Source organism: Micromonospora sp. CB01531, assembly GCF_001905095.1.
GTDB lineage: Bacteria > Actinomycetota > Actinomycetes > Mycobacteriales > Micromonosporaceae > Micromonospora.
Map to the genome: position 1 here is coordinate 15,812 of NZ_LWLS01000002.1, position 17,054 is coordinate 32,865.

Sequence of the window (17,054 nt, forward strand, 5' to 3'; positions counted from 1 at the left end):
ATCGGCGTCGGTCACCGTGCTGGATCAGGTCGGTGACGGCGTGTCGTGGCGGCGGTAGAGGGCGACGAGGACGCCGTAGCGGGGCTGGTCTGGGGCGGCCTCCTCGGTGTCGTCGACGAGGTCGTCCAGGGTGGACCGGAGCCGTTGCGCCTGCTCGGGGGTGAGCCGCAGGTGGCGCAGGTGCAGCAGCGGGTCGGGGTCGACGGCCAGTTCCTCGGCGACCGCGCCCAGCATGGCGGCGGTGGTCTCGGAGTCGACGGTCTCGCCGACGAGGCGGCGGTAGCTGCGTTCGTGGTATTGCTCGGTGCCGCCGCGTACCTGGCGGGTGTGGGCGGGCTGGACCATGCCCGCTTCGGTGAGGACCTTGAGGTGGTGGGCGACGGTGCCCTTCGCCGTGCCCAGCCCGGTGGCGAGTTGGCTGATGGTGGCGGGGCCGGGTCCGAGCGCGAAGAGCAGCCGGTGGCGGAACGGGTGGGCCAGCGCTTTGAACTGGGCCGGGGTGCGGACCTGCAGCGCGTCGGTGGTTTCGTCGGTCACCCCGAAAGCGTCCATTTCTCTTGACGCTTTGTCAATCCGGCTGCTCTACTGGCCCACACCACACTGGACCCACGGACGGGGGCATCCGATGCGCCAGGACGAGATCACCGAGATCGTCGAGCGGGCCGCGAAACTGGTCACCGAGCAGTACGTCTTTCCCGACCTCGCCGAGCGGATCGCCGCGCACCTCGGCGACCGGCTCCGCGACGGCCGGTACGCCGACGTCACCGACCCGGCGGCCCTCGCCACGCTCGTGACCGGGGACCTCCAGTCGGTCAACGGCGACTCACACCTGCGGCTCAAGCACCACGTCGCGGCCCTGCCCGAGCGGGACGAGGATCCGGACGAGGGCTACTGGGCCCGAGAGGCCGCCGCCACCATGGGCGGCATCGCCCGGGTGCAACGACTGGCTGGCAACGTCGGGCTGCTGGACATCCGGCCCTGCCTGTTCCCGCCCCAGATCGCCGGCGACGCCATGATGGCGGCGATGCGGCTGCTCGGCGGCACCGACGCGCTGCTGCTGGACCTGCGCGGCAACCGGGGCGGCAGCCCCGACATGGTCGCTCTCGTCTGCGGCTGGTTCTTCGCCGAGCCGGCACACCTGCACACCATGTACGACCGGGCCGGCAATGCCCACCAGTTCTGGAGCGCCGCCTACCTGCCGGTCCCGCCGTACGAGGCGGACAAGCCGGTGCACGTGCTGACCTCCGCGCAGACGGTCTCCGGCGGCGAGGAACTGGCGTACGACCTGCAGCAGCTCGGCCGGGCGACCGTGGTCGGCGAGCGGACCGGGGGTGGCGCGCACCCGTGCGTCGGCCACCGGGTACACCCGCACCTGGAGCTCACCGTGCCGGTGCTCCGGCCCGTCAACCCGGTGACCGGCACCAACTGGGAGGGCTGCGGAGTGATCCCGGACGTCGAGGTGTCCGCCGGGGCCGCGCAGGACATGGCGTACCGCAGGGTGCTGGAGGCACTGCTGGCCGCCGACCCGCAGCGGCCGACGGCGGACGAGGCGCGCGCGGCCCTGGCCACCCTCCCCTGATCGGGCGTCAGGGGCGACGGGCGAGCACGTACAGCCGCCGGGTCTCCACCTCGTGCGGGTAGCTGACCCGTTCCAGGCGCGCCTCGATCGTGAACCCGGCGTCCTGCAGGGCCCCGAGCAGCGTCTCCACGGTGAGGAAGTGGAAGTCGACGTCCACCCCGTGCCCCCACCACTCGTCCAGATGCCGCACCTCGCCGCCCAGGTGCACCGCCACCAGCAACGGCGCACCCGGCCGCAGCACCCGACGGGCCTCGACGAGGGCCGGCCGCAGCTCATCGGGGCCGAGGTGGATGACCGAGTACAGGGCCACCGCCGCGCCGAACTCGCCGTCCGCCGCGGGCAGCCGCAGCAGGTCCCCCTCGCGGAACTCCACCCCCGGGTACGCGCGGCGGGCCTGCGCCACCATGCCCGGCGACAGGTCGATGCCCACCGCCGGCACACCCCGCCCGGCCAACCAGTGCGTCACATGCCCCGGCCCACAGCCAAGGTCCACCACCGGCGCCCCAGGCCCGGCCAGCTCGACCAGGGCGGCCAGCAACGCCCGGTCCAGGGGCTTGCCCGCCAACTCGCCGGCCAGCCGCTGCCGGTACTCGGCCGCGACCGTGTCGTAGCTGCGCCGCACCCGATCGTGCTCGCCACTCACCGCGCCATCCTGGATTTCAGGTCCACTCCTCCGCCGGATCCCCGTCGCCGCTCTCGGGTACCGGCCCGACGGTCGGCGGGCCGCCGTGGGTCCACGGAGTCTCCTCCGTGGCCGGGAAGTTCCCGGCCGGCAGGAACGCATCCGACAGAGTGGTGAAGCAGAGCCGCTCCCCCACCTCCGGCACCGTGCCCGGCGGCGCGGTCAACCCCCGTCCCATCCCACCGGACAGTTCCAGCACCACCTCGGTCTTCCCGTCCGCGCCCGGGGTCAGGAACACCACCTTCGCCTTCTGGCCGGGCCGGGCCGGCGAGTAGAGGGTCGCCCCGACCGGCACCAGCACCGGCTCGGTGGTGACCACCTGGATGCGGGGCCGCAGCACCGGCCGCTTGCCGGTGTCGTCCACCCGCTTCGGGTCGGCCAGAGTCACGTCACCGACGAACGCCTCCCCGGTCAGCCGGTGCTCGGCCATCACGAGCGGGTCATCGTAGGCACGCTGCACCGCGTAGGAGGTCAGCGCCCGCTCCAACCGGTGCAGCCGCACCGCCGCAGCCACCGCCCCGTCCCGGCGCGGCTGCGGCCCGCCGCCGTCATCGACGTACTCGGCGTACCCGGTGAACGCGTCCTTGTCGCCGTCCCACCGGCCGGCCACCCGGGCGCCGGACGGCAGCGCACGCAGCAACCCGACGCCGCGCCACATCAGCTCCCAGGTGGGCGTGAGCTGGCCGCGCAGCAGCCGCTCCAACTCCGCGTACGCCGCCGACCGGGCGGCCGGGTCGCCGTCGGCCTCGACGTACGCGGCCATCGCCGGGGCGAGCCGCCGATTGTCGAAGTCCGGGTCGGTGGCCGGACCAGCGGGCGGGCACACCTCCGGGTCCTCGGCCCAGGCGGCCGCCTCGGCGCCGATCGAACCGGGCGGCGGGTCAAGCCAGCCGAGCAGCGCCGGCAGGTGCAGGTCCTCCACCGCGCTCTGCCCGGTCGCCCAGTGCAGGGTCAACGCCTCGGTCATCGCCACCAACGCCGCCGAGCCGGGATGCTCGGCGCGTTCGGCGAAGAACGTCAGCCAACGCCCGAGCAGCGGCACCGACGGGTGCACCGGGTAGTCGCCGTCCGGCCGGCGGAACCGGGTGGAGCGGCCGAACAGCCGCAAGAAGGTGATCCCGGCCGGGTTGGGCACCAGCAACTGCGGCGCGTCGACGTACCGGTACCGCACGTCCTTGCCCCGATCGACCGGCACCGCCTCGCTGACCCCGCGGAACGAGTCCAGGTACAGCAGCACGATCCCGGCCAGCTCGGCGGCGAACGCGAACCGCTGGTCGCGGTTGCGGGGCTGCGGCACCACCAGCAACCGCGCCTCGTCGCGGGCGGCACCGACCATCGCGGCGAGCGGCGCGTTGGCCTCGCCCGCCATGGCCAGGGGCACCACCACGAGCGGACGGTCCGACAGGTGCAGATGCCGGACGGTGGCCACCGGCTGGGCCAACCCGGCGGCGACCGCCTGCGCCTTGGCGAGGGCGCGCAGCGTGCTCACCGGCACCTCCGGGACGGGACGGACCGGCGGGGCCGGCGCAACGTACTCATGAAGGGCTTCCCGCGAGGGCATCGGCGCGCAGGCGCGCGGCGGCGCGCAGCAGCGCGCCGGCCTCCGCCTGCTCCGGATCCGAGGCGCGCACGCCGTCGGCCAGCGCCAGCACCTCCCCGACGTCGGCAATGCCGCCCAGCGCCTCCCGCACCGGCCGACCCAGCGCCGTGGTGTGGCCGCGCGCCTCATGCCGACAGAAGTACGCCAGCTCGCAGGCGGCCAGGCACTCGGGCGCATAACGGGCGGGCACCCCGGACAGCGCGGCGGTCAGGGCCGCCGGATCGGCGGCCAGGTCGGCGGTGAAGCCGGCCGGCACGTCGCCGAGCAGATCCTCGATCCGGTCCATCCGGTCGAGCTGGCGGCGCAGCACCAGCAACTGCTTACGGACGTCGAGCAGGCTGGCCACCGGCCGGTTGGCGAAGTCGCGCGGGCAGACCAGCACCACCTCGTGCGACACCAGTTCCGGGTCGTGCCCCTCGGCGGCCAGCAACTCGCGCAGCGCCAGCACGTAGACGGCCGACTGGATGGCCGCGGCGGAGACCTTCGCCGGGTCGGCCTGACCGTCGATCACCGGGAAAGACTTGATCTCCACCACGTGAAAGCGGCCACCGAGCCGGGCCGCGACCAGGTCCGGTTCCAGGTGCACCCGCCGGCCAGCCACGTCCAGCCCGAGCAGCGGATGGTCGAACAACGCCGGCTCGTCGCCGCCGCCGGTCAGCGCCGCCCGGAACCGCTCGTGCCGGTCCGGCAGGTCCTCGGCCCCACCCAGATCCGTCCAGGTCGCGCCCGCCGGCACCGGTACGCCCAGCCGCTCCGCGACCAGCCGCAGCAACTCCGTACCACCGTCCGCCTTCACCTGGGCCTCGAACGCGTTGCCCCGGGTGATGGCGAAGCGGGACTGACCGAACCGGGCCGGGAAGCCGATCCGCTCGGCCAGCTTCGGCTTGTCCACCCCGGCGCTGTCCAGCACCGCCCGCCGGGTGCAGCCCGGGTTCCCGGTCAACGCGGCGATGGTGCGGGCGTTATGCCGTCGGGGCGGCACACCACCCCGGATCTCAGCCAGGCGCTGCGCGGTGTCCGTCACGACACGCCACGATAGCCGCCCCTCGGATCAGCGCACGGTGAACAGAGTCGTGCCGTCGGCGGCGATCAAGTCCACGCTCCGCAAGTCGATGCTCGACCGGGTCCGGGTGTCGGCGCGCAGGATCCAGGTGCGATTCACCACCGGCGCCTCGACCAGGTCACCGGCGTCGGTGCGCCCGCGCACCCGCACCGCGTCTGCCGGGGCAGGGCCCAGCGCGATGACCCACGCCCCGACCGACAGGGCGGAGAGCGGCCCGGTCAGGCTGCCGTACCGGCAGGAGCGAGGCGCGCAGGCCAGCGGATCCTGGCCGGGATCCACCTGTCCCTCGATGAGGCGGCGCAGCTCCCCGGAGCGGTCGGAGACGCAGTAGGCGTACCGCGTGCCGTTCACCGCAGTCGCCGCCCGGCGACCGTCCGGCCAGGTCACCGCATTGAGCAGCCGATCGCCGCGACCGGACACCGGGCACTGGGCGGCCACCTCGGCGCGTGCGGCGGCGGGCATCCCGGACAGCGGCCGCCCCGGTCCCAGCTCGCCGAAGAGCAGCCGGCTCACCGGCCCGACAAGGGAGCCGGCGACCAGCGCGCACGCCGCCGTCAGCGCGGCGGCCAGCACCGGCCAGCCGCTGCGTGCCGGCCGCCGCTCGGCGCGCGCCACGACGACGGCGACGGGCGGGGTGGGGAAGGTCCGGTCGGCGAGCGCCCGGTCCAGCACCGACCGGGTCCACTGTGCGCGCGTGGTCAGACATCGAGCTGCCGTTACCTCTCAGTGCGCTCTAGTGAGCACATGGTCGGCAGTCCCGCCTGGCGGTGGGACGGTCCCGGTCTTACCCGCCTGGGTGGTGCCGGGTTGACGCTTCGTAGCCACCGGCCCGCCGGGGCGGGTCTTATGGTCGGCTCCACGTCCTGCCACCGGGCCACTCCCGGCGGTTGTCGCCTCACGCGCGATCGCGGCGAGGTTACGTGCGGCGTTCAAATCCCGATCCAGGACCAGGCCGCAGGAGGTGCACTTGTAGGTACGCGCGGACAGGGCCAGCTTGGCTTTCACCGCGCCACATGCCGAGCAGGTCTTGCTGGAGGGATACCACCGGTCGGCCACCACCAGATGGCCACCGTTCCATCCGATCTTGTACGTCACCTGCCGGCGGATTTCACCGAACCCGGCGTCGGCGACACGCCGGGCCAGCCGCCGGTTGCGCAACATGCCGGCCACGTTCAGGTCCTCGACCACGATCGTGCCGTACTTACGGGTCAGGCGGGTGGTGAGCTTGTGCAGGCCGTCACGGCGCAGGTTCGCCACCCGGGCGTGCGCCCGGGCCACATGCCGGCGGGCCCGTTCCCACCGTTTCGACGGCTGCTGGCCGGTACGCCGGTCCGGGCCGACGCGCCGGGACATCTGCCGGGCGAGGCGGCGCATCCGCCGGGCCGCCTCATCCAGGTGGCGGGGGTTGGGGACGAGTTTGCCGGTGGACAGGACCGCGAGGTGGGTGATCCCGACGTCCACCCCGACCACCGCCCGCGGACGTGCCGGGGTGCGTTCTGCCCGGTCGACCTCGACGCAGAATGCGACATGCCACCTGCCGCCATCACGGCGCACGGTCGCGGACAGGATCCGGGCTGTGCCCGCCTCGAGGCGGCGGGCGAGTTTGCGGGCGGACTCGTGCAGCTTCAACCGACCCAGCCGGGGCAGCACGACGTGCTGGCGGTCCGGCTCCACCCGGATCGCACCCGTGGTGAACCGCACGGACGGCGTCGACCGGCGGCGGGACTTGAACCGCGGGAACCCGACTCGCCGCCCCTTTCGCTTGCCCGTACGCGAGTCGAACCAGTTCTTCAAACCGCAGGCCAGGGCGTCCAGGCCAGTGTTGAACGCCTCCTTGGAACACTCCGGCCACCACGGCGCCACGTCCGCCTTGGCGGCGTTCCACGCCTTCCGCAACTTGGCGAGACTCCAGCCGACGGTCGGGGTCAGCAACTCTTCAGGCACACCGTAGGTGCGTTCCGCGGCGCGCTGGTCCATGATGGCCTTCACCCGGGCCAGGGCCCAGTTATAGGCCACCCGGGCCGCGCCCGCGTTCGCCAGCACCGCCCGCTCCTGGCACGGGGTCAGATCCAGGGCGTACCGGTAGGCCTGCATCACCTTCACGCGGCGCTCTCCCCACCGGTGACGGCGTCGATCGCGTGGCGGGCCCGGTCCGCCGCCGCGCGGCGCCCATACAAGCGGGCACACAGCGAGGTCAGGATCTCGGTCACGTCGCCCACCAGATCGTCATCAACCTCGGCCGGGTCAACCACCAACAGACGGCGGCCCTGCGCAGACAGCGCAGCCTCAACGTACTCGGCACCGAACCGGGCGAACCGATCCCGACGCTCCACCACAATCGTCGACACCGCCCTGTCTGCCAGCAGCGCGAGGAACTTCTTACGGCGCCCATCGAGGACGGAACCGACCTCGGTGACCACCCGGTCCACCATCAGACCCTGCCCGGTAGCCCAGGTGGTTACCCGAGCGACCTGCCGGTCAAGGTCAGCACGCTGATCGACCGACGACACCCGGGCGTACACCGCGACCACCTGTCGTCCCTGCACAGGCGGCGCCGGCTCCCCAACCACGATCAACCGGCCGGCCTGGTAGGCGGGAACAGGCAGCTTCCCGGCCGCGAACCACCGCCGCGCGGTCGCATACGACACGCCCTGAGACGCCGCCCACTCCTTCAGGTTCACACCCACACTCTAGCCCACTCCTGAGCGCTCATGCCGGCTGGTAAACAACTGCGGGGCCCCTTCAGGGTCGCGAGTCCACGGTGCAGGAGCGCCTTGACGGTGCCGGGGGCGCAACCGAGCGCCTCCGCGATCTCCCGCTCCGGCAGGTCCAGGTAGTAGCGGAGGAAGAGGGCGGCACGCTGGCGGGGGCGTACCTGGCGCAGGGCCGCCCGCACCGCCGGGCCGTCCGCCGACGTCGGGGCGTACGGCGGGTCCGGGTCGCGGAACGCGTGGCGGCGCTCCAGCACCCGCCGTCGTACCCAGGAGGTGCACCGGTTCGCGACCGCACGCCGCAGCCACGGCACCGGAGCGCGGACCCGGTCACGGTGCCGGTAAAGCTCCACGAAGGTCTCCTGCACCAGGTCCTCCGCCGCCGCCGCGCTCCCCGTCGTCAGGTATGCGAACCGGACGAGCAGCGGAAACTGCTCCTCATACACGGTCCTGAACCCGTCCTCGCCCAGCGACACCGGCTCGGCGACCTCCGTCCCCACCGCCATCTCCGCTCCAGTCCCGTCCATGCCCGGACGTCGAAGCTCAGGCGCACGAGCGGTGCGGTTGGTTGCACCGCCCCGGCGGCCGGGGCCACCACCGGCGCTAAGCGGCCGCCTGCCCGGTGACCGGCTCCGCGTCGGTCACCGTTTCGGCCGGGCCGACGCGGGCCGCGCCCCGGCGGACCAGCACGGCGACGGCCACCGCGGCGGCCGCCGCCAGCCCGGCCATCGACCACAGCACCGCCCGCAGCCCGCCGGTGAAGCCCGGGTCGGCGAGCCGCCCGGCGGTGGTGCTGGCCAGCACCGCGCCGACCACGGCGATGGCCACGGTCTCGCTGGTCAGCCGGGCCGTGTTGATCATTCCGGCGCCGGTCGCCGCGCGGGCGGGCGCGACGCTGCCGATGGCGATGGCGTCGAGCAGCCCGATGGACAGTCCCACCCCGACGCCGATGGTCAGCAGCGGGCCGGCCAGCGTCGCGGTGTCCGCGTGCGGGCCGAGGACGGTGGCCCAGGCCGCGCCGACGGCGACCACGGTCACCGAGACGACGGTGACCGCGGTGGCCGGGACCAGCCGGGTCAGCGCGCCGCTGAGCAGCGGCAGCACCAGGGTGGGGGCGGTGAGCAGGATCAGCGTCGCGCCGGCCGCGCCGGCGCTGAGCCCGACCACCGTGGTCAGGTACGACGGCAGGTAGACCAGCAGCGGCACTAGCACCGCCACGATGGTGGCCGCCGCCAGGCAGATGCCGAGGAACCGGGGGCTGGCCAGCAGTGCCAGGTCGAACATCGGATCGGTGCGGCGGCGTTCCACCCGGACGAAGGCCACCAGCAGCGCCGCCGCGGCGGTGAACGCCGCGAGGATGACCGGGGCGGCCCAGCCGTACTCGGGGCCCTGGACGAAACCGAAGATGAGCAGCAGCAGCGCGGCGGTGAACGAGACGGTGCCGGGCCAGTCGACCCGCCCGGGGTGCGGCTGGCGGGACTCCGGCAGCAGCGGGACCAGGGCGAGCACCGCGCAGGCGGCCAGGGCCGGGGCGGCGAAGACGGCCCGCCAGCCGAAGCCCTCGATGAGCAGCCCGGCGATCGACGGGCCGAAGGCGAGGCCGACGCCGATGGTCGTACCGAACACGCCGAAGGCGCGGGCCTGGGCCCGGCCCTGGAACGTCCCGGCGAGCAGGGCGGACGCGCTGGTCGCGGCGGCGGCCGCGCCGACCCCGGCGAGGGCGCGGGCGACGTCGAGCAGCAGGATGCTGTCGGCGACCGAGGCGAGCAGCCCGCCGGCGGCGAAGACCATCACGCCGATGGCGTAGACCCGGCGGCGGCCGAACAGGTCGGCGAGCGCGCCGGTGGCGAGCATGAAGCTGGCGAAGGTGGCGTTGTAGCCGTTCACCACCCACTGCACGCCGGCCAGCCCGGCGTCCAGGTCCCGGCCGATGTCGGGCAGCGCGACGGACGCGCCGGTCAGCGAGACCGGCAGCGCGAGGGTGGACAGCAGGACGGCCACCAGCACGACGGCCGGATGATTGCGCAACAGTTTCCCCGTTCGGACGACCTCCCCAGCGTATTCGCGCACGTGGGAACAGGTCCGTGACGGGGTGGAAGATCACAGTTCAGCGGCCGGAGGGGCGGTTCGCGGGTGAGCGGGGCGACCGGGCACCGGCGAGCGTCCGACTGCGGCGCCGGTGCCGGCGGCCGGGCGTGCACGGCTGGCGGGTGACAATGTGGCAGCCGTCCGCGACAACGTCGGACCGGTCAACTCTGGTCTGGGGCCCGAAGATGAAGTACATCGCTCGGCAGTACCCCGGCTCGGCCCGGAAATCACCCACGAATTTCTTCGCCCGCGGCTGTCCGGACACGCGGCCCGCGTTCGTCAGGCTGGGTGGAAGCACAACCGGAGGAGAGAACGATGAAGTACATGATGCTTGTGTGCACCGACACCGAGCCGGACATGGACCCCAGCGCCGCGCCCGACATCGAGCAGTGGGTGGCTGAGCGGGACGCCAACGGCCAGCGCGTGACGGGCAGCAGGTTCGCGCCGCCGTCGGCGGCCACCACCGTCCGGGTCCGCGACGGTGAACTGCTGCTCACCGACGGCCCGTTCGCCGAGACCAAGGAGGTGATCGTCGGCTTCGACCTGCTGGAGTGCGCCGACCTGGACGAGGCGGTCGAGGTGGCCCGCGCCCACCCGATGGCGTACGCGGGCCGGATCGAGCTGCGTCCGCTCGTGGACTGACGCCGGTGACCGACGCGGCCGGGGCGGTCGCCGCAGCGGGTGCCGAGGCGTACCCGCGGATCGTGGCCGCCCTGATCCGCGTGACCGGCGACTGGACCCTCGCCGAGGACTGCGCCCAGGAGGCGCTCGCCGCGGCGCTGGAACGGTGGCCGCGCGACGGCGTACCCGGGAATCCGGGCGGCTGGCTGATGACCACCGCCCGGAACCGGGCCGTGGACGTGCTGCGCCGGGCCGCCGTGGAACGCCGCAAGCTGCGCGAGCTGGCGCTGCTCACCGACCCCGAGCCGGCGCCACCGGAAGGGGATGTGGTGGACGACCGGTTGCGGCTCATCTTCACTTGCTGCCACCCGGCGCTGGCCCTGCCGGACCGGGTCGCGCTGACCCTGCGCACGATCGCCGGGGTGCCCACCGCCGACATCGCCCGCGCCTTCCTGGTCAGCGAGTCGGCCATGACCCGCCGGCTCACCCGGGCCAAGACGCGGATCGCGGCGGCCGGCGTCCCGTACCGGGTGCCGACCGGGTCCGCGCTGGTCGAGCGGCTGCCGGGCGTGCTGGCCGTGCTCTACCTGCTGTTCACCCGGGGGTACGACGCCGACGGCGAGCCGGCCTTCGCGGCTGAGGCGATCCGGCTGGCCCGGCTGCTGCACGAGTTGCTGCCGCAGGAGCCTGAGGCGGCCGGGCTGCTCGCCCTGTTCCTGCTGCACCACTCCCGCCGCGCCGCCCGCCGCGACCCGGCCGGCGACCTGCTCACCCTCGACGAGCAGGACCGGTCCCGGTGGGACCGGGTTGGCATCGTCGAGGGCGTGGCGCTGCTGGACCGCGCCGGGCACGGCCCGTACGCCCTGCAGGCCCGGGTCGCCGCCTGCCACGCCACCGCCCGCACCGCCGCCGACACCGACTGGCCCGCCATCGCCGGCTGGTACGACCATCTGGTCCGGCTGGGCCCCACCCCGGTGGTCCGGCTCAACCGGGCGGTCGCCCACGGCTACGCGTACGGTCCGGCGGCCGGGCTTGCGCTGCTCGCCGAGGCCCGCGCCGGCGGCGTGCTGGACAACTACCCGCCGGCGCTGGCCGCCGAGGCCGAGCTGACCGCCCGGCACGGCGACCGGGACCGCGCCGCGGCGCTGTTCCGAGCGGCAGCCGACGCGGTGCGCTCCGAGCCGGAACAGCGGGCGCTGCTGCGGCGCGCGGCCGACGTGAGCCGGTGAGAAACCTCGACGGGTCTTGCGCCGAACCGGGCACGCCAGGAGGTGGATGATGTCGGTGCACCCGCCCATCACCCGGTTTGCGCAGGTCACACGTGGGTACGCAGCGCCCCATGATCGCACTGCTCGTTGCCCTGTTGCTGGTGTGGTTGGTTCTGGTGGTCGTCGGGCTCGCGGTGAAGGGCCTGTTCTGGCTGTTCGTGGTCGGGGTGATCCTGTTCCTCGCGACCGCCATCGTCGGCTGGGTTCGCAAGCGGGTGTGAGCCCGCTGCCGGCCCGGCCGGGCTTGAGCCGCTGACGAATGCATTGTCGGCTTTGTAGGTACAGATCTGATGGGGCTGGCGGGTGCCGGACGGGTCAGTGCCCGGCGGTGAGCCCGTCGACCACGGTGCGGACGGTGTCGATCGAGATGGCGAAGCCGAGCCCGATGCTGCCGGCGTCCTGGCCGGTGGTGGCGATGGCGACGTTGATGCCGACGACCCGCCCGGCGGTGTCGACCAGCGCGCCGCCGGAGTTGCCGTGGTTGATCGCCGCGTCGGTCTGGATGAGGCCGCTCATGTCGTCCACCGACCGGTTCAGCGCGGAGACGATCCCCGAGGTCACCGTGTTCTGCAGGCCGAGCGGGCTGCCGAAGGCCAGCACCGGGTCGCCGACGGTCAGCGCGGCGTCGCTGCCGAGTGTCGCCGCGGTCAGCCCGCTGAGGCCGTCGGCCCGCAGTAGCGCGATGTCCGCGCTGGTGTCCTCGCCAACGAGGACAGCCGGGGCGGTACGTCCGTCGGACAGCTCGACGCGCAGCTGACCGCCGGAGGCGATCACGTGGGCGTTCGTCAGAATCAGCCCGTTCGCGTCGAGGATGACACCGGAGCCGAGGCTGGTGCCGGTGTTCGCGGCGGCGGTGACGGTGACGATGCTCGGCGACACCGCGGCGACCACCCCGGCGAGGGAGTCGATCGCGGCGCCGGCCGGGGTCACGTGCAACGCGGTGGCGGCCGTCCCGTCGGCCAGCAGCCGGTCGGTGACCAGCGCGCCGGACGCGCCGCCGCCCAGCATCAGCACGAGCGCGACGCCGGCCGCGACGACCCGCCCACGCCGCCGGTACGGACGGGTACCCGTGGACGTGGTGGGCGGTGGTAGGGCCGGGGTTCTGGCGGACCGCGGTGGCTCGGTGGGCGGCCATCCGAAGCCGGGGCCGCCGTCCGAGCCGGGCCGGCTGGCCGTCGCGGGCGCCGGCAGATCGACCGCGGCAGGCGGGGCGGCGGTTGCCGGTGCCGGCGTACCGACCGGAGCGGAAACGGTGGGCGCGACGCCGGTGCGGTTCAACGTGTCGGTCATCGGGTCACCGCCAACCGCTCGGCGCCGGCGAGGACGGCGGTCCGCTCGACCGCCGGTGACGGCGGCCGGCTCGCTCGGCGGTGACAGGCGACGAGGTGGCCGGCCAGGATGGCGGTCGACCCGGCCCGTACACAGACGTCGGCCCCGGCCTGGAGAATGTCGGCGATGGCCGCCGCGGCGGCGTCGTGCTCGACGAGGACCACGAGGGTGCACCCGGCCGGCAACCGGCGGTGGGTCGGCCCGACGGTGTCCACCTGCGGGCAGATCAGCAGCACCAAATCGCCGGGCCGCACGCAGTCGATGCTGGGGGCCGGTAGCACCCGCCAGGCGGTCGGCAGCTGCCGGGCGAGCCCGGTGACCTGGGTAGGGTCGCCGAGGACGGCGACGGTGGGGGTGGCGGTGTCGGCGACGCGTTGCATGGCTTCTCCTCAGCTCGGTGATGCACCCACCGTCGCTCGCGCATCTGAAGCCAACTTGTGCCCTTCCTGTGGAAACCCGGAGTGCCGCGGCCGGGGACGAACCGCCGCGGTCGCTCGGCTCGCCGATCCGGATGAGCAAAAAGGGTGGGCAGCGAACCGCCCACCCTTTCTCGCTACCGTGCGGTTACCGGATCACCCGCGGATCGGCGTGCAGCCGGTCGGTCAGGCGGATGGTGATGAACTCGTTGTTGTCGGGCCGGCCGGGGTTCCGGCCGGACGAGAACGGGAAATTGTTGTCATTGAGGACGGCGATCGTCCGGTCGTCGAGGATCACCACGTCCTCGATGGTCGTGAACGGGAACCGGAACGTCTCACCGGAGCCGCCCAGCCGGCGCGGGTCAGCGATGTCGAGCAGGTCGGCCACGAGGGTCTTGTCCAGCCGTCCGTCGCGGTCGCGGTCCCGCTTGTCGGCCAGGTAGATCTTCTTGACCTTCGCCGCGTCGCCCTCCGCGCCGTCCCGCTCGATGACAAGCAGCCGGTTCTGGTCGACGCTGATCGCGTCGCCGATGGCGTGGCTGGGCGCGTCGAGCTGGTAGATCCACCGCCGGCCGGTGTAGGCACCGGTCCCCAGGTCAAACTCGTTGAGCCGCAGCGCACCCGCCGGGTCACCGGCCACCGTTCCCTCGAGCAGCGGGAACAGCGTCCTGCCATCGGGCGACAGGGCCATGCCCTCGAAGCCCTTGCTGCTGCCGAGGTTGGGCGAGCCGGCGGGGTTCTCCGGGGCCCGCACGCCGGGCAGCGGGATCGGCGCCTGCAGCAGCCGACCGGCCCGATCCACGTGCAGCAGGTACGGCCCGAACTCGTCGCCAATCCAGTAGGACCCGTCGGCGACCCGCACCATCGACTCGATGTCGAAGTCGGCGCCGGTGAGCACCCGGTCGGCGCGGGTCAGCGGGAACGGGACCAGGCCGTTCGGGTCGGTGAGGTTGATCCCGCCGACCACGTCGACCTTGCCGGTAGGGAAGTCGGGCACGATGCGGTGGATGCGCAGGACGAAGTCGCCGCTGTTGGCCTTGTTGCCGTAGCCGTTGTCGGACAACGCGTCGAAGGTCCCGTCCGCGTTGCGCAAGATTCCACTGAATCCCTGCACCGGCTGGTCGGCGAAGGGCGGGGTGACGCCGTTGATCGGTGCGGTACCAAGCAGCGAGCCGGACGGCTCGCTGGCCGGAACGAACGTCTCGGCGGGCAGGGCGGCGAACCCGGTGAGGGCCGCCCGGCCGAACTCGTCGCGGGGGGCGGCACTGGCCACGGTGGACGAGGGCGCCACGACCGTGACCGCGAGCGCGCTGGCGGTCAGGCCGATGGCGGCGCGTCGTACGAGGGGTGTCATGGGCGGGACGGTAGGCCTCATCGTTGAACCCGCGTTGAACCCGGGACCAGCACCAGACCAATCCGGTCAGCCGAATGCGCCGAGCCCCGGGCAGACGAGCCACTCGTGGCGTCTGCTCGGGGCCTTCCGCTTTCCGGCTGGCCGCCCGCCGTCGCGCCGCTCCTTCCCTGCGCTGAGCAGCGGTGCGGCTTGCCGAACCCGGGCGGGCGCCGGACGTGCCGGTCGTCCGGCGCCCGCTGCGGCTCGCCGCCGACGTGCGCCGGGCCCGCGTTCAGGCGGCGCTGCCCCGTTCGCGTCCGGCGATGCGGACGCCGGCGACCACCAGGGGCAGCAACAGCAGGGAGAACACGGCACCCATGACGAGGGTCAGGTGCACCGGGGTGAACATGACGGCCGCGAACGTGCCCACGAACGCGAACGTCAACCACCAGCCCACCACGCCGGCGCGGGCCAGGCCGACGCAGATCAGCAGCAGCCCGAGTTGGGCGAACATGCTCGTTCCGCGCCAGAGCGGCATGAGGCTGGCGCCGTCGACGGCATCGGAGATGCGGACGGCGGCCTCCAGCGGCAGGCGCTGGCCGATCTCCATCCGCCACCAGTCGTCCTTCACGGCGCCGGAGATGTTGAGCAGGCTGACCGCGGCGAGCAGTGTGCCGACCAGGGTGGCTGCCCGTCCTCGCGCGCCGCGGACCAGTCCGGGCACCGCGAGCAGTCCCAGCGCGCTGATCAGCGTGCCGTAGTGCAGCAGGATCGAGGAGAGCTGGGTCTGCCCGCTGTCGCGGGCGAGCGAGGTCACGTAGTCGGCGGTCGATTCGCTGGCCTGCGGCGGGCAGGTGAGCATTCCGGCGAGGAAGAGGACCGGGCCGCCGATGAGCGCGCCCGCGCCGAGGCGGCGCAGTGTCGTCCGGCCGCGGGCATCGCCGCGGGTGTCCGTCGGGTCGGTGGTCGGGCCGGCGCTGTCGATGTTGCTGATCATCGTCACTCCCTGTCGCGGGCCGCACTCGTGGCGGCCGTGTCGGGTGATGACGATGCCGGGCGGCGGTGGTCGGGCGCGTCCGCCGCGGCGCACTGATCGAGGCCGCCCACCAGCGGAGGTACGCCCGCACGGCACACACCGAACGGTGGACCTGGAGCCGGTCGGGGTCCACCGCACGGCGGACGGCAGCGGCGGATCGGCGACCTACAGTGCCACCATGACGCTCGCCCGGCTGCGCGATCCCGGCCTCATCCCGTTCGTCCTGGGGCCGCTGATCGGCGTGCTCGCGGTCGTGGAGACGACCCTGGATCCGTTCTTCGGGGACGCCGCGGTCGCCACCTGGGTGTCGGGTGTGCTGCTCGGCGGCGGGATCGTGCTGGCGCGGTGGTTCCCGCTCACCGGCACGCTGCTCGCCGCCGGCTGCTACCCGGTCGGAGCGCTGCTCGGCGCGAAGGGCCCCGGCGGTGCGGCCATGATCGGGCTGATCGGTGTGGTCGGCTGGGTCGGCTGGCGGGAGCCGCCACGACGATCGTCACTCGCTCTCGGCACCGGGGCCGTCGCGCTGGCCCTCACCTCGGTGGTCACCGGCAAACCCTCCTGGGAGCTGCTGTTCGTCCCGGCGATCCTGCTGCCGGGCTGGTTCCTGGGGCTGCTCGCCCGCGCCAACGCCGCCCGCGCGGCCCAGCTCGCGGACCTGGCCGCGGCGTTGGAGGCCGAACGCGAGGCGAACGCGCAGGCGGCGGTGGTGCAGGAGCGGGCGCGCATCGCGCGGGAGGTCCACGACGCGGTCGCCCACTCGGTCAGCGTGATGACGCTGCAGTTGGGTGGGCTACGCCGGCAGCTCGCGGATCGCCCGGAACAGCAGGAGATCGTGCTGGGGCTCGAACGCCTCGGCCGGCAGTCCGTGGAGGAGATGCGCGGGCTGGTGGGCATCCTGCGCGAGAGCGGTACGGCCGAGGCCGCCGCCCCGCAGCCCACGCTGGAGCGGGCCGACGCCCTGCTGGCCGAGGTGGCGCGGGCGGGCCTGCCGGTGCGGCTGCGGGTGGAGGGCGAGACGGTGCCCCTGCCCCGCACCCTGGACACCTCGGCCTACCGGGTGCTGCAGGAGGCGATGACGAACGTGCTGCGCCACGCCGGTTCCGTACCGACGGTGGTGACGATCTCCTACGCCCGGGACGGGGTCACTGTGGGCGTCGTCAACGAGCGCGGCGAGGTTCGGCCGGCTCCGGCTCCCCGTGGCCGGGGCGGGCACGGCCTGGTAGGGATGCGCGAGCGGGTGGCGCTCTTCGGCGGGTCGTTCGACGCGGGGCCGCTGCCGGACGGCGGGTACGCGGTGCGGGCCCACTTCGCAATGCCGGGCCGGTAGG

The 17,054-nt window shown here is 73.6% G+C and carries 18 protein-coding genes; 5 read left to right on the forward strand and 13 right to left on the reverse strand.

What is annotated here, in order from left to right; genetic code table 11:
• Positions 1-24: 24 nt before the first annotated feature.
• Positions 25-537, reverse strand: coding sequence for an ArsR/SmtB family transcription factor (locus A6A27_RS02565; protein ID WP_241825041.1), 513 nt, complete (start codon positions 535-537; stop codon positions 25-27).
• Between the two features lie 88 nt (positions 538-625).
• Here A6A27_RS02565 and A6A27_RS02570 point away from each other — a divergent pair, with 88 nt between their 5' ends.
• Positions 626-1,579, forward strand: a complete 954-nt coding sequence (locus tag A6A27_RS02570) for a S41 family peptidase (RefSeq protein WP_073832738.1) — start codon at positions 626-628, stop codon at positions 1,577-1,579.
• Between the two features lie 7 nt (positions 1,580-1,586).
• On the opposite strand, the gene A6A27_RS02575 is transcribed toward A6A27_RS02570, so the two are convergent.
• The 8 genes from A6A27_RS02575 to A6A27_RS02610 all read right to left on the reverse strand — a co-directional run bounded on the left by A6A27_RS02575 (position 1,587) and on the right by A6A27_RS02610 (position 9,663).
• Complete coding sequence (locus A6A27_RS02575; RefSeq protein WP_143193829.1) at positions 1,587-2,222, reverse strand: class I SAM-dependent methyltransferase; 636 nt, start codon at positions 2,220-2,222, stop codon at positions 1,587-1,589.
• Positions 2,223-2,238: 16 nt separating this feature from the next.
• Positions 2,239-3,750, reverse strand: a complete 1,512-nt coding sequence (locus A6A27_RS02580; RefSeq protein ID WP_073832739.1) for a hypothetical protein — start codon at positions 3,748-3,750, stop codon at positions 2,239-2,241.
• Positions 3,751-3,796: 46 nt separating this feature from the next.
• Positions 3,797-4,885 (reverse strand): hypothetical protein, encoded by a 1,089-nt coding sequence (locus A6A27_RS02585; RefSeq protein ID WP_073832740.1) that lies wholly within the window; start codon positions 4,883-4,885, stop codon positions 3,797-3,799.
• Between the two features lie 27 nt (positions 4,886-4,912).
• Entirely contained in the window at positions 4,913-5,596 is a 684-nt protein-coding gene (locus A6A27_RS02590) for a hypothetical protein (protein ID WP_073832741.1), read from the reverse strand.
• Between the two features lie 51 nt (positions 5,597-5,647).
• The gene (tnpB, locus tag A6A27_RS02595; RefSeq protein ID WP_073832885.1) at positions 5,648-7,018 is read right to left on the reverse strand and encodes an IS607 family element RNA-guided endonuclease TnpB; all 1,371 of its coding nucleotides are present in this window, start codon (positions 7,016-7,018) and stop codon (positions 5,648-5,650) included.
• 5 nt (positions 7,019-7,023) lie between these two features.
• Positions 7,024-7,605, reverse strand: a complete 582-nt coding sequence (locus A6A27_RS02600; protein ID WP_073832742.1) for an IS607 family transposase — start codon at positions 7,603-7,605, stop codon at positions 7,024-7,026.
• Positions 7,602-8,141, reverse strand: a complete 540-nt coding sequence (locus tag A6A27_RS02605) for an RNA polymerase sigma factor (protein WP_083672391.1) — start codon at positions 8,139-8,141, stop codon at positions 7,602-7,604. The genes A6A27_RS02600 and A6A27_RS02605 overlap by 4 nt, the downstream gene beginning before the upstream one ends.
• A 97-nt stretch (positions 8,142-8,238) precedes the next feature.
• Entirely contained in the window at positions 8,239-9,663 is a 1,425-nt protein-coding gene (locus A6A27_RS02610) for an MFS transporter (protein WP_073832743.1), read from the reverse strand.
• A gap of 375 nt (positions 9,664-10,038) precedes the next feature.
• Between A6A27_RS02610 and A6A27_RS02615 the strand changes: the two genes are divergently transcribed.
• The 3 genes from A6A27_RS02615 (at position 10,039) to A6A27_RS44090 (ending at position 11,833) form a co-directional block, all read left to right on the forward strand.
• On the forward strand, positions 10,039-10,365 hold the full coding sequence (locus A6A27_RS02615; RefSeq protein WP_073832744.1) for a YciI family protein: 327 nt from the start codon (positions 10,039-10,041) through the stop codon (positions 10,363-10,365).
• A 5-nt stretch (positions 10,366-10,370) separates the two neighbouring features.
• Positions 10,371-11,573 (forward strand): RNA polymerase sigma factor, encoded by a 1,203-nt coding sequence (locus A6A27_RS02620; protein WP_073832745.1) that lies wholly within the window; start codon positions 10,371-10,373, stop codon positions 11,571-11,573.
• Positions 11,574-11,683: 110 nt separating this feature from the next.
• On the forward strand, positions 11,684-11,833 hold the full coding sequence (locus A6A27_RS44090; protein ID WP_158073933.1) for a hypothetical protein: 150 nt from the start codon (positions 11,684-11,686) through the stop codon (positions 11,831-11,833).
• A gap of 94 nt (positions 11,834-11,927) precedes the next feature.
• Here A6A27_RS44090 and A6A27_RS02625 read toward each other — a convergent pair whose 3' ends face one another.
• The 4 genes from A6A27_RS02625 to A6A27_RS02640 all read right to left on the reverse strand — a co-directional run bounded on the left by A6A27_RS02625 (position 11,928) and on the right by A6A27_RS02640 (position 15,687).
• Positions 11,928-12,902 carry a S1C family serine protease gene (locus A6A27_RS02625; RefSeq protein ID WP_083672379.1) on the reverse strand — a complete coding sequence of 325 codons (975 nt, stop codon included), beginning with the start codon at positions 12,900-12,902 and terminating at the stop codon, positions 11,928-11,930.
• Positions 12,899-13,321 (reverse strand): hypothetical protein, encoded by a 423-nt coding sequence (locus A6A27_RS02630; RefSeq protein WP_073832746.1) that lies wholly within the window; start codon positions 13,319-13,321, stop codon positions 12,899-12,901. The genes A6A27_RS02625 and A6A27_RS02630 overlap by 4 nt, the downstream gene beginning before the upstream one ends.
• Positions 13,322-13,505: 184 nt before the next feature.
• Positions 13,506-14,711, reverse strand: a complete 1,206-nt coding sequence (locus A6A27_RS02635) for an esterase-like activity of phytase family protein (RefSeq protein WP_073832747.1) — start codon at positions 14,709-14,711, stop codon at positions 13,506-13,508.
• A 271-nt stretch (positions 14,712-14,982) separates the two neighbouring features.
• Positions 14,983-15,687, reverse strand: coding sequence for a hypothetical protein (locus A6A27_RS02640; RefSeq protein WP_073832748.1), 705 nt, complete (start codon positions 15,685-15,687; stop codon positions 14,983-14,985).
• Positions 15,688-15,904: 217 nt separating this feature from the next.
• Between A6A27_RS02640 and A6A27_RS02645 the strand changes: the two genes are divergently transcribed.
• A complete protein-coding gene (locus A6A27_RS02645; protein WP_143193831.1) occupies positions 15,905-17,053 on the forward strand; it encodes a sensor histidine kinase in 1,149 nt (382 codons plus the stop codon).
• Position 17,054 lies beyond the last annotated feature (1 nt).

Excerpts from the sequence above, each read along its gene's own strand:
- A6A27_RS02635 (WP_073832747.1), bottom strand. The coding sequence starts at position 14,711 with ATGACACCCCTCGTACGACGCGCCGCCATCGGCCTGACCGCCAGCGCG.
- A6A27_RS44090 (WP_158073933.1), top strand. The coding sequence starts at position 11,684 with ATGATCGCACTGCTCGTTGCCCTGTTGCTGGTGTGGTTGGTTCTGGTG.
- A6A27_RS02645 (WP_143193831.1), top strand. The coding sequence starts at position 15,905 with ATGACGCTCGCCCGGCTGCGCGATCCCGGCCTCATCCCGTTCGTCCTG.
- A6A27_RS02605 (WP_083672391.1), bottom strand. The coding sequence starts at position 8,141 with ATGGCGGTGGGGACGGAGGTCGCCGAGCCGGTGTCGCTGGGCGAGGAC.
- A6A27_RS02640 (WP_073832748.1), bottom strand. The coding sequence starts at position 15,687 with ATGATCAGCAACATCGACAGCGCCGGCCCGACCACCGACCCGACGGAC.
- A6A27_RS02625 (WP_083672379.1), bottom strand. The coding sequence starts at position 12,902 with ATGACCGACACGTTGAACCGCACCGGCGTCGCGCCCACCGTTTCCGCT.
- A6A27_RS02570 (WP_073832738.1), top strand. The coding sequence starts at position 626 with ATGCGCCAGGACGAGATCACCGAGATCGTCGAGCGGGCCGCGAAACTG.
- A6A27_RS02615 (WP_073832744.1), top strand. The coding sequence starts at position 10,039 with ATGAAGTACATGATGCTTGTGTGCACCGACACCGAGCCGGACATGGAC.
- A6A27_RS02630 (WP_073832746.1), bottom strand. The coding sequence starts at position 13,321 with ATGCAACGCGTCGCCGACACCGCCACCCCCACCGTCGCCGTCCTCGGC.
- tnpB (WP_073832885.1), bottom strand. The coding sequence starts at position 7,018 with ATGCAGGCCTACCGGTACGCCCTGGATCTGACCCCGTGCCAGGAGCGG.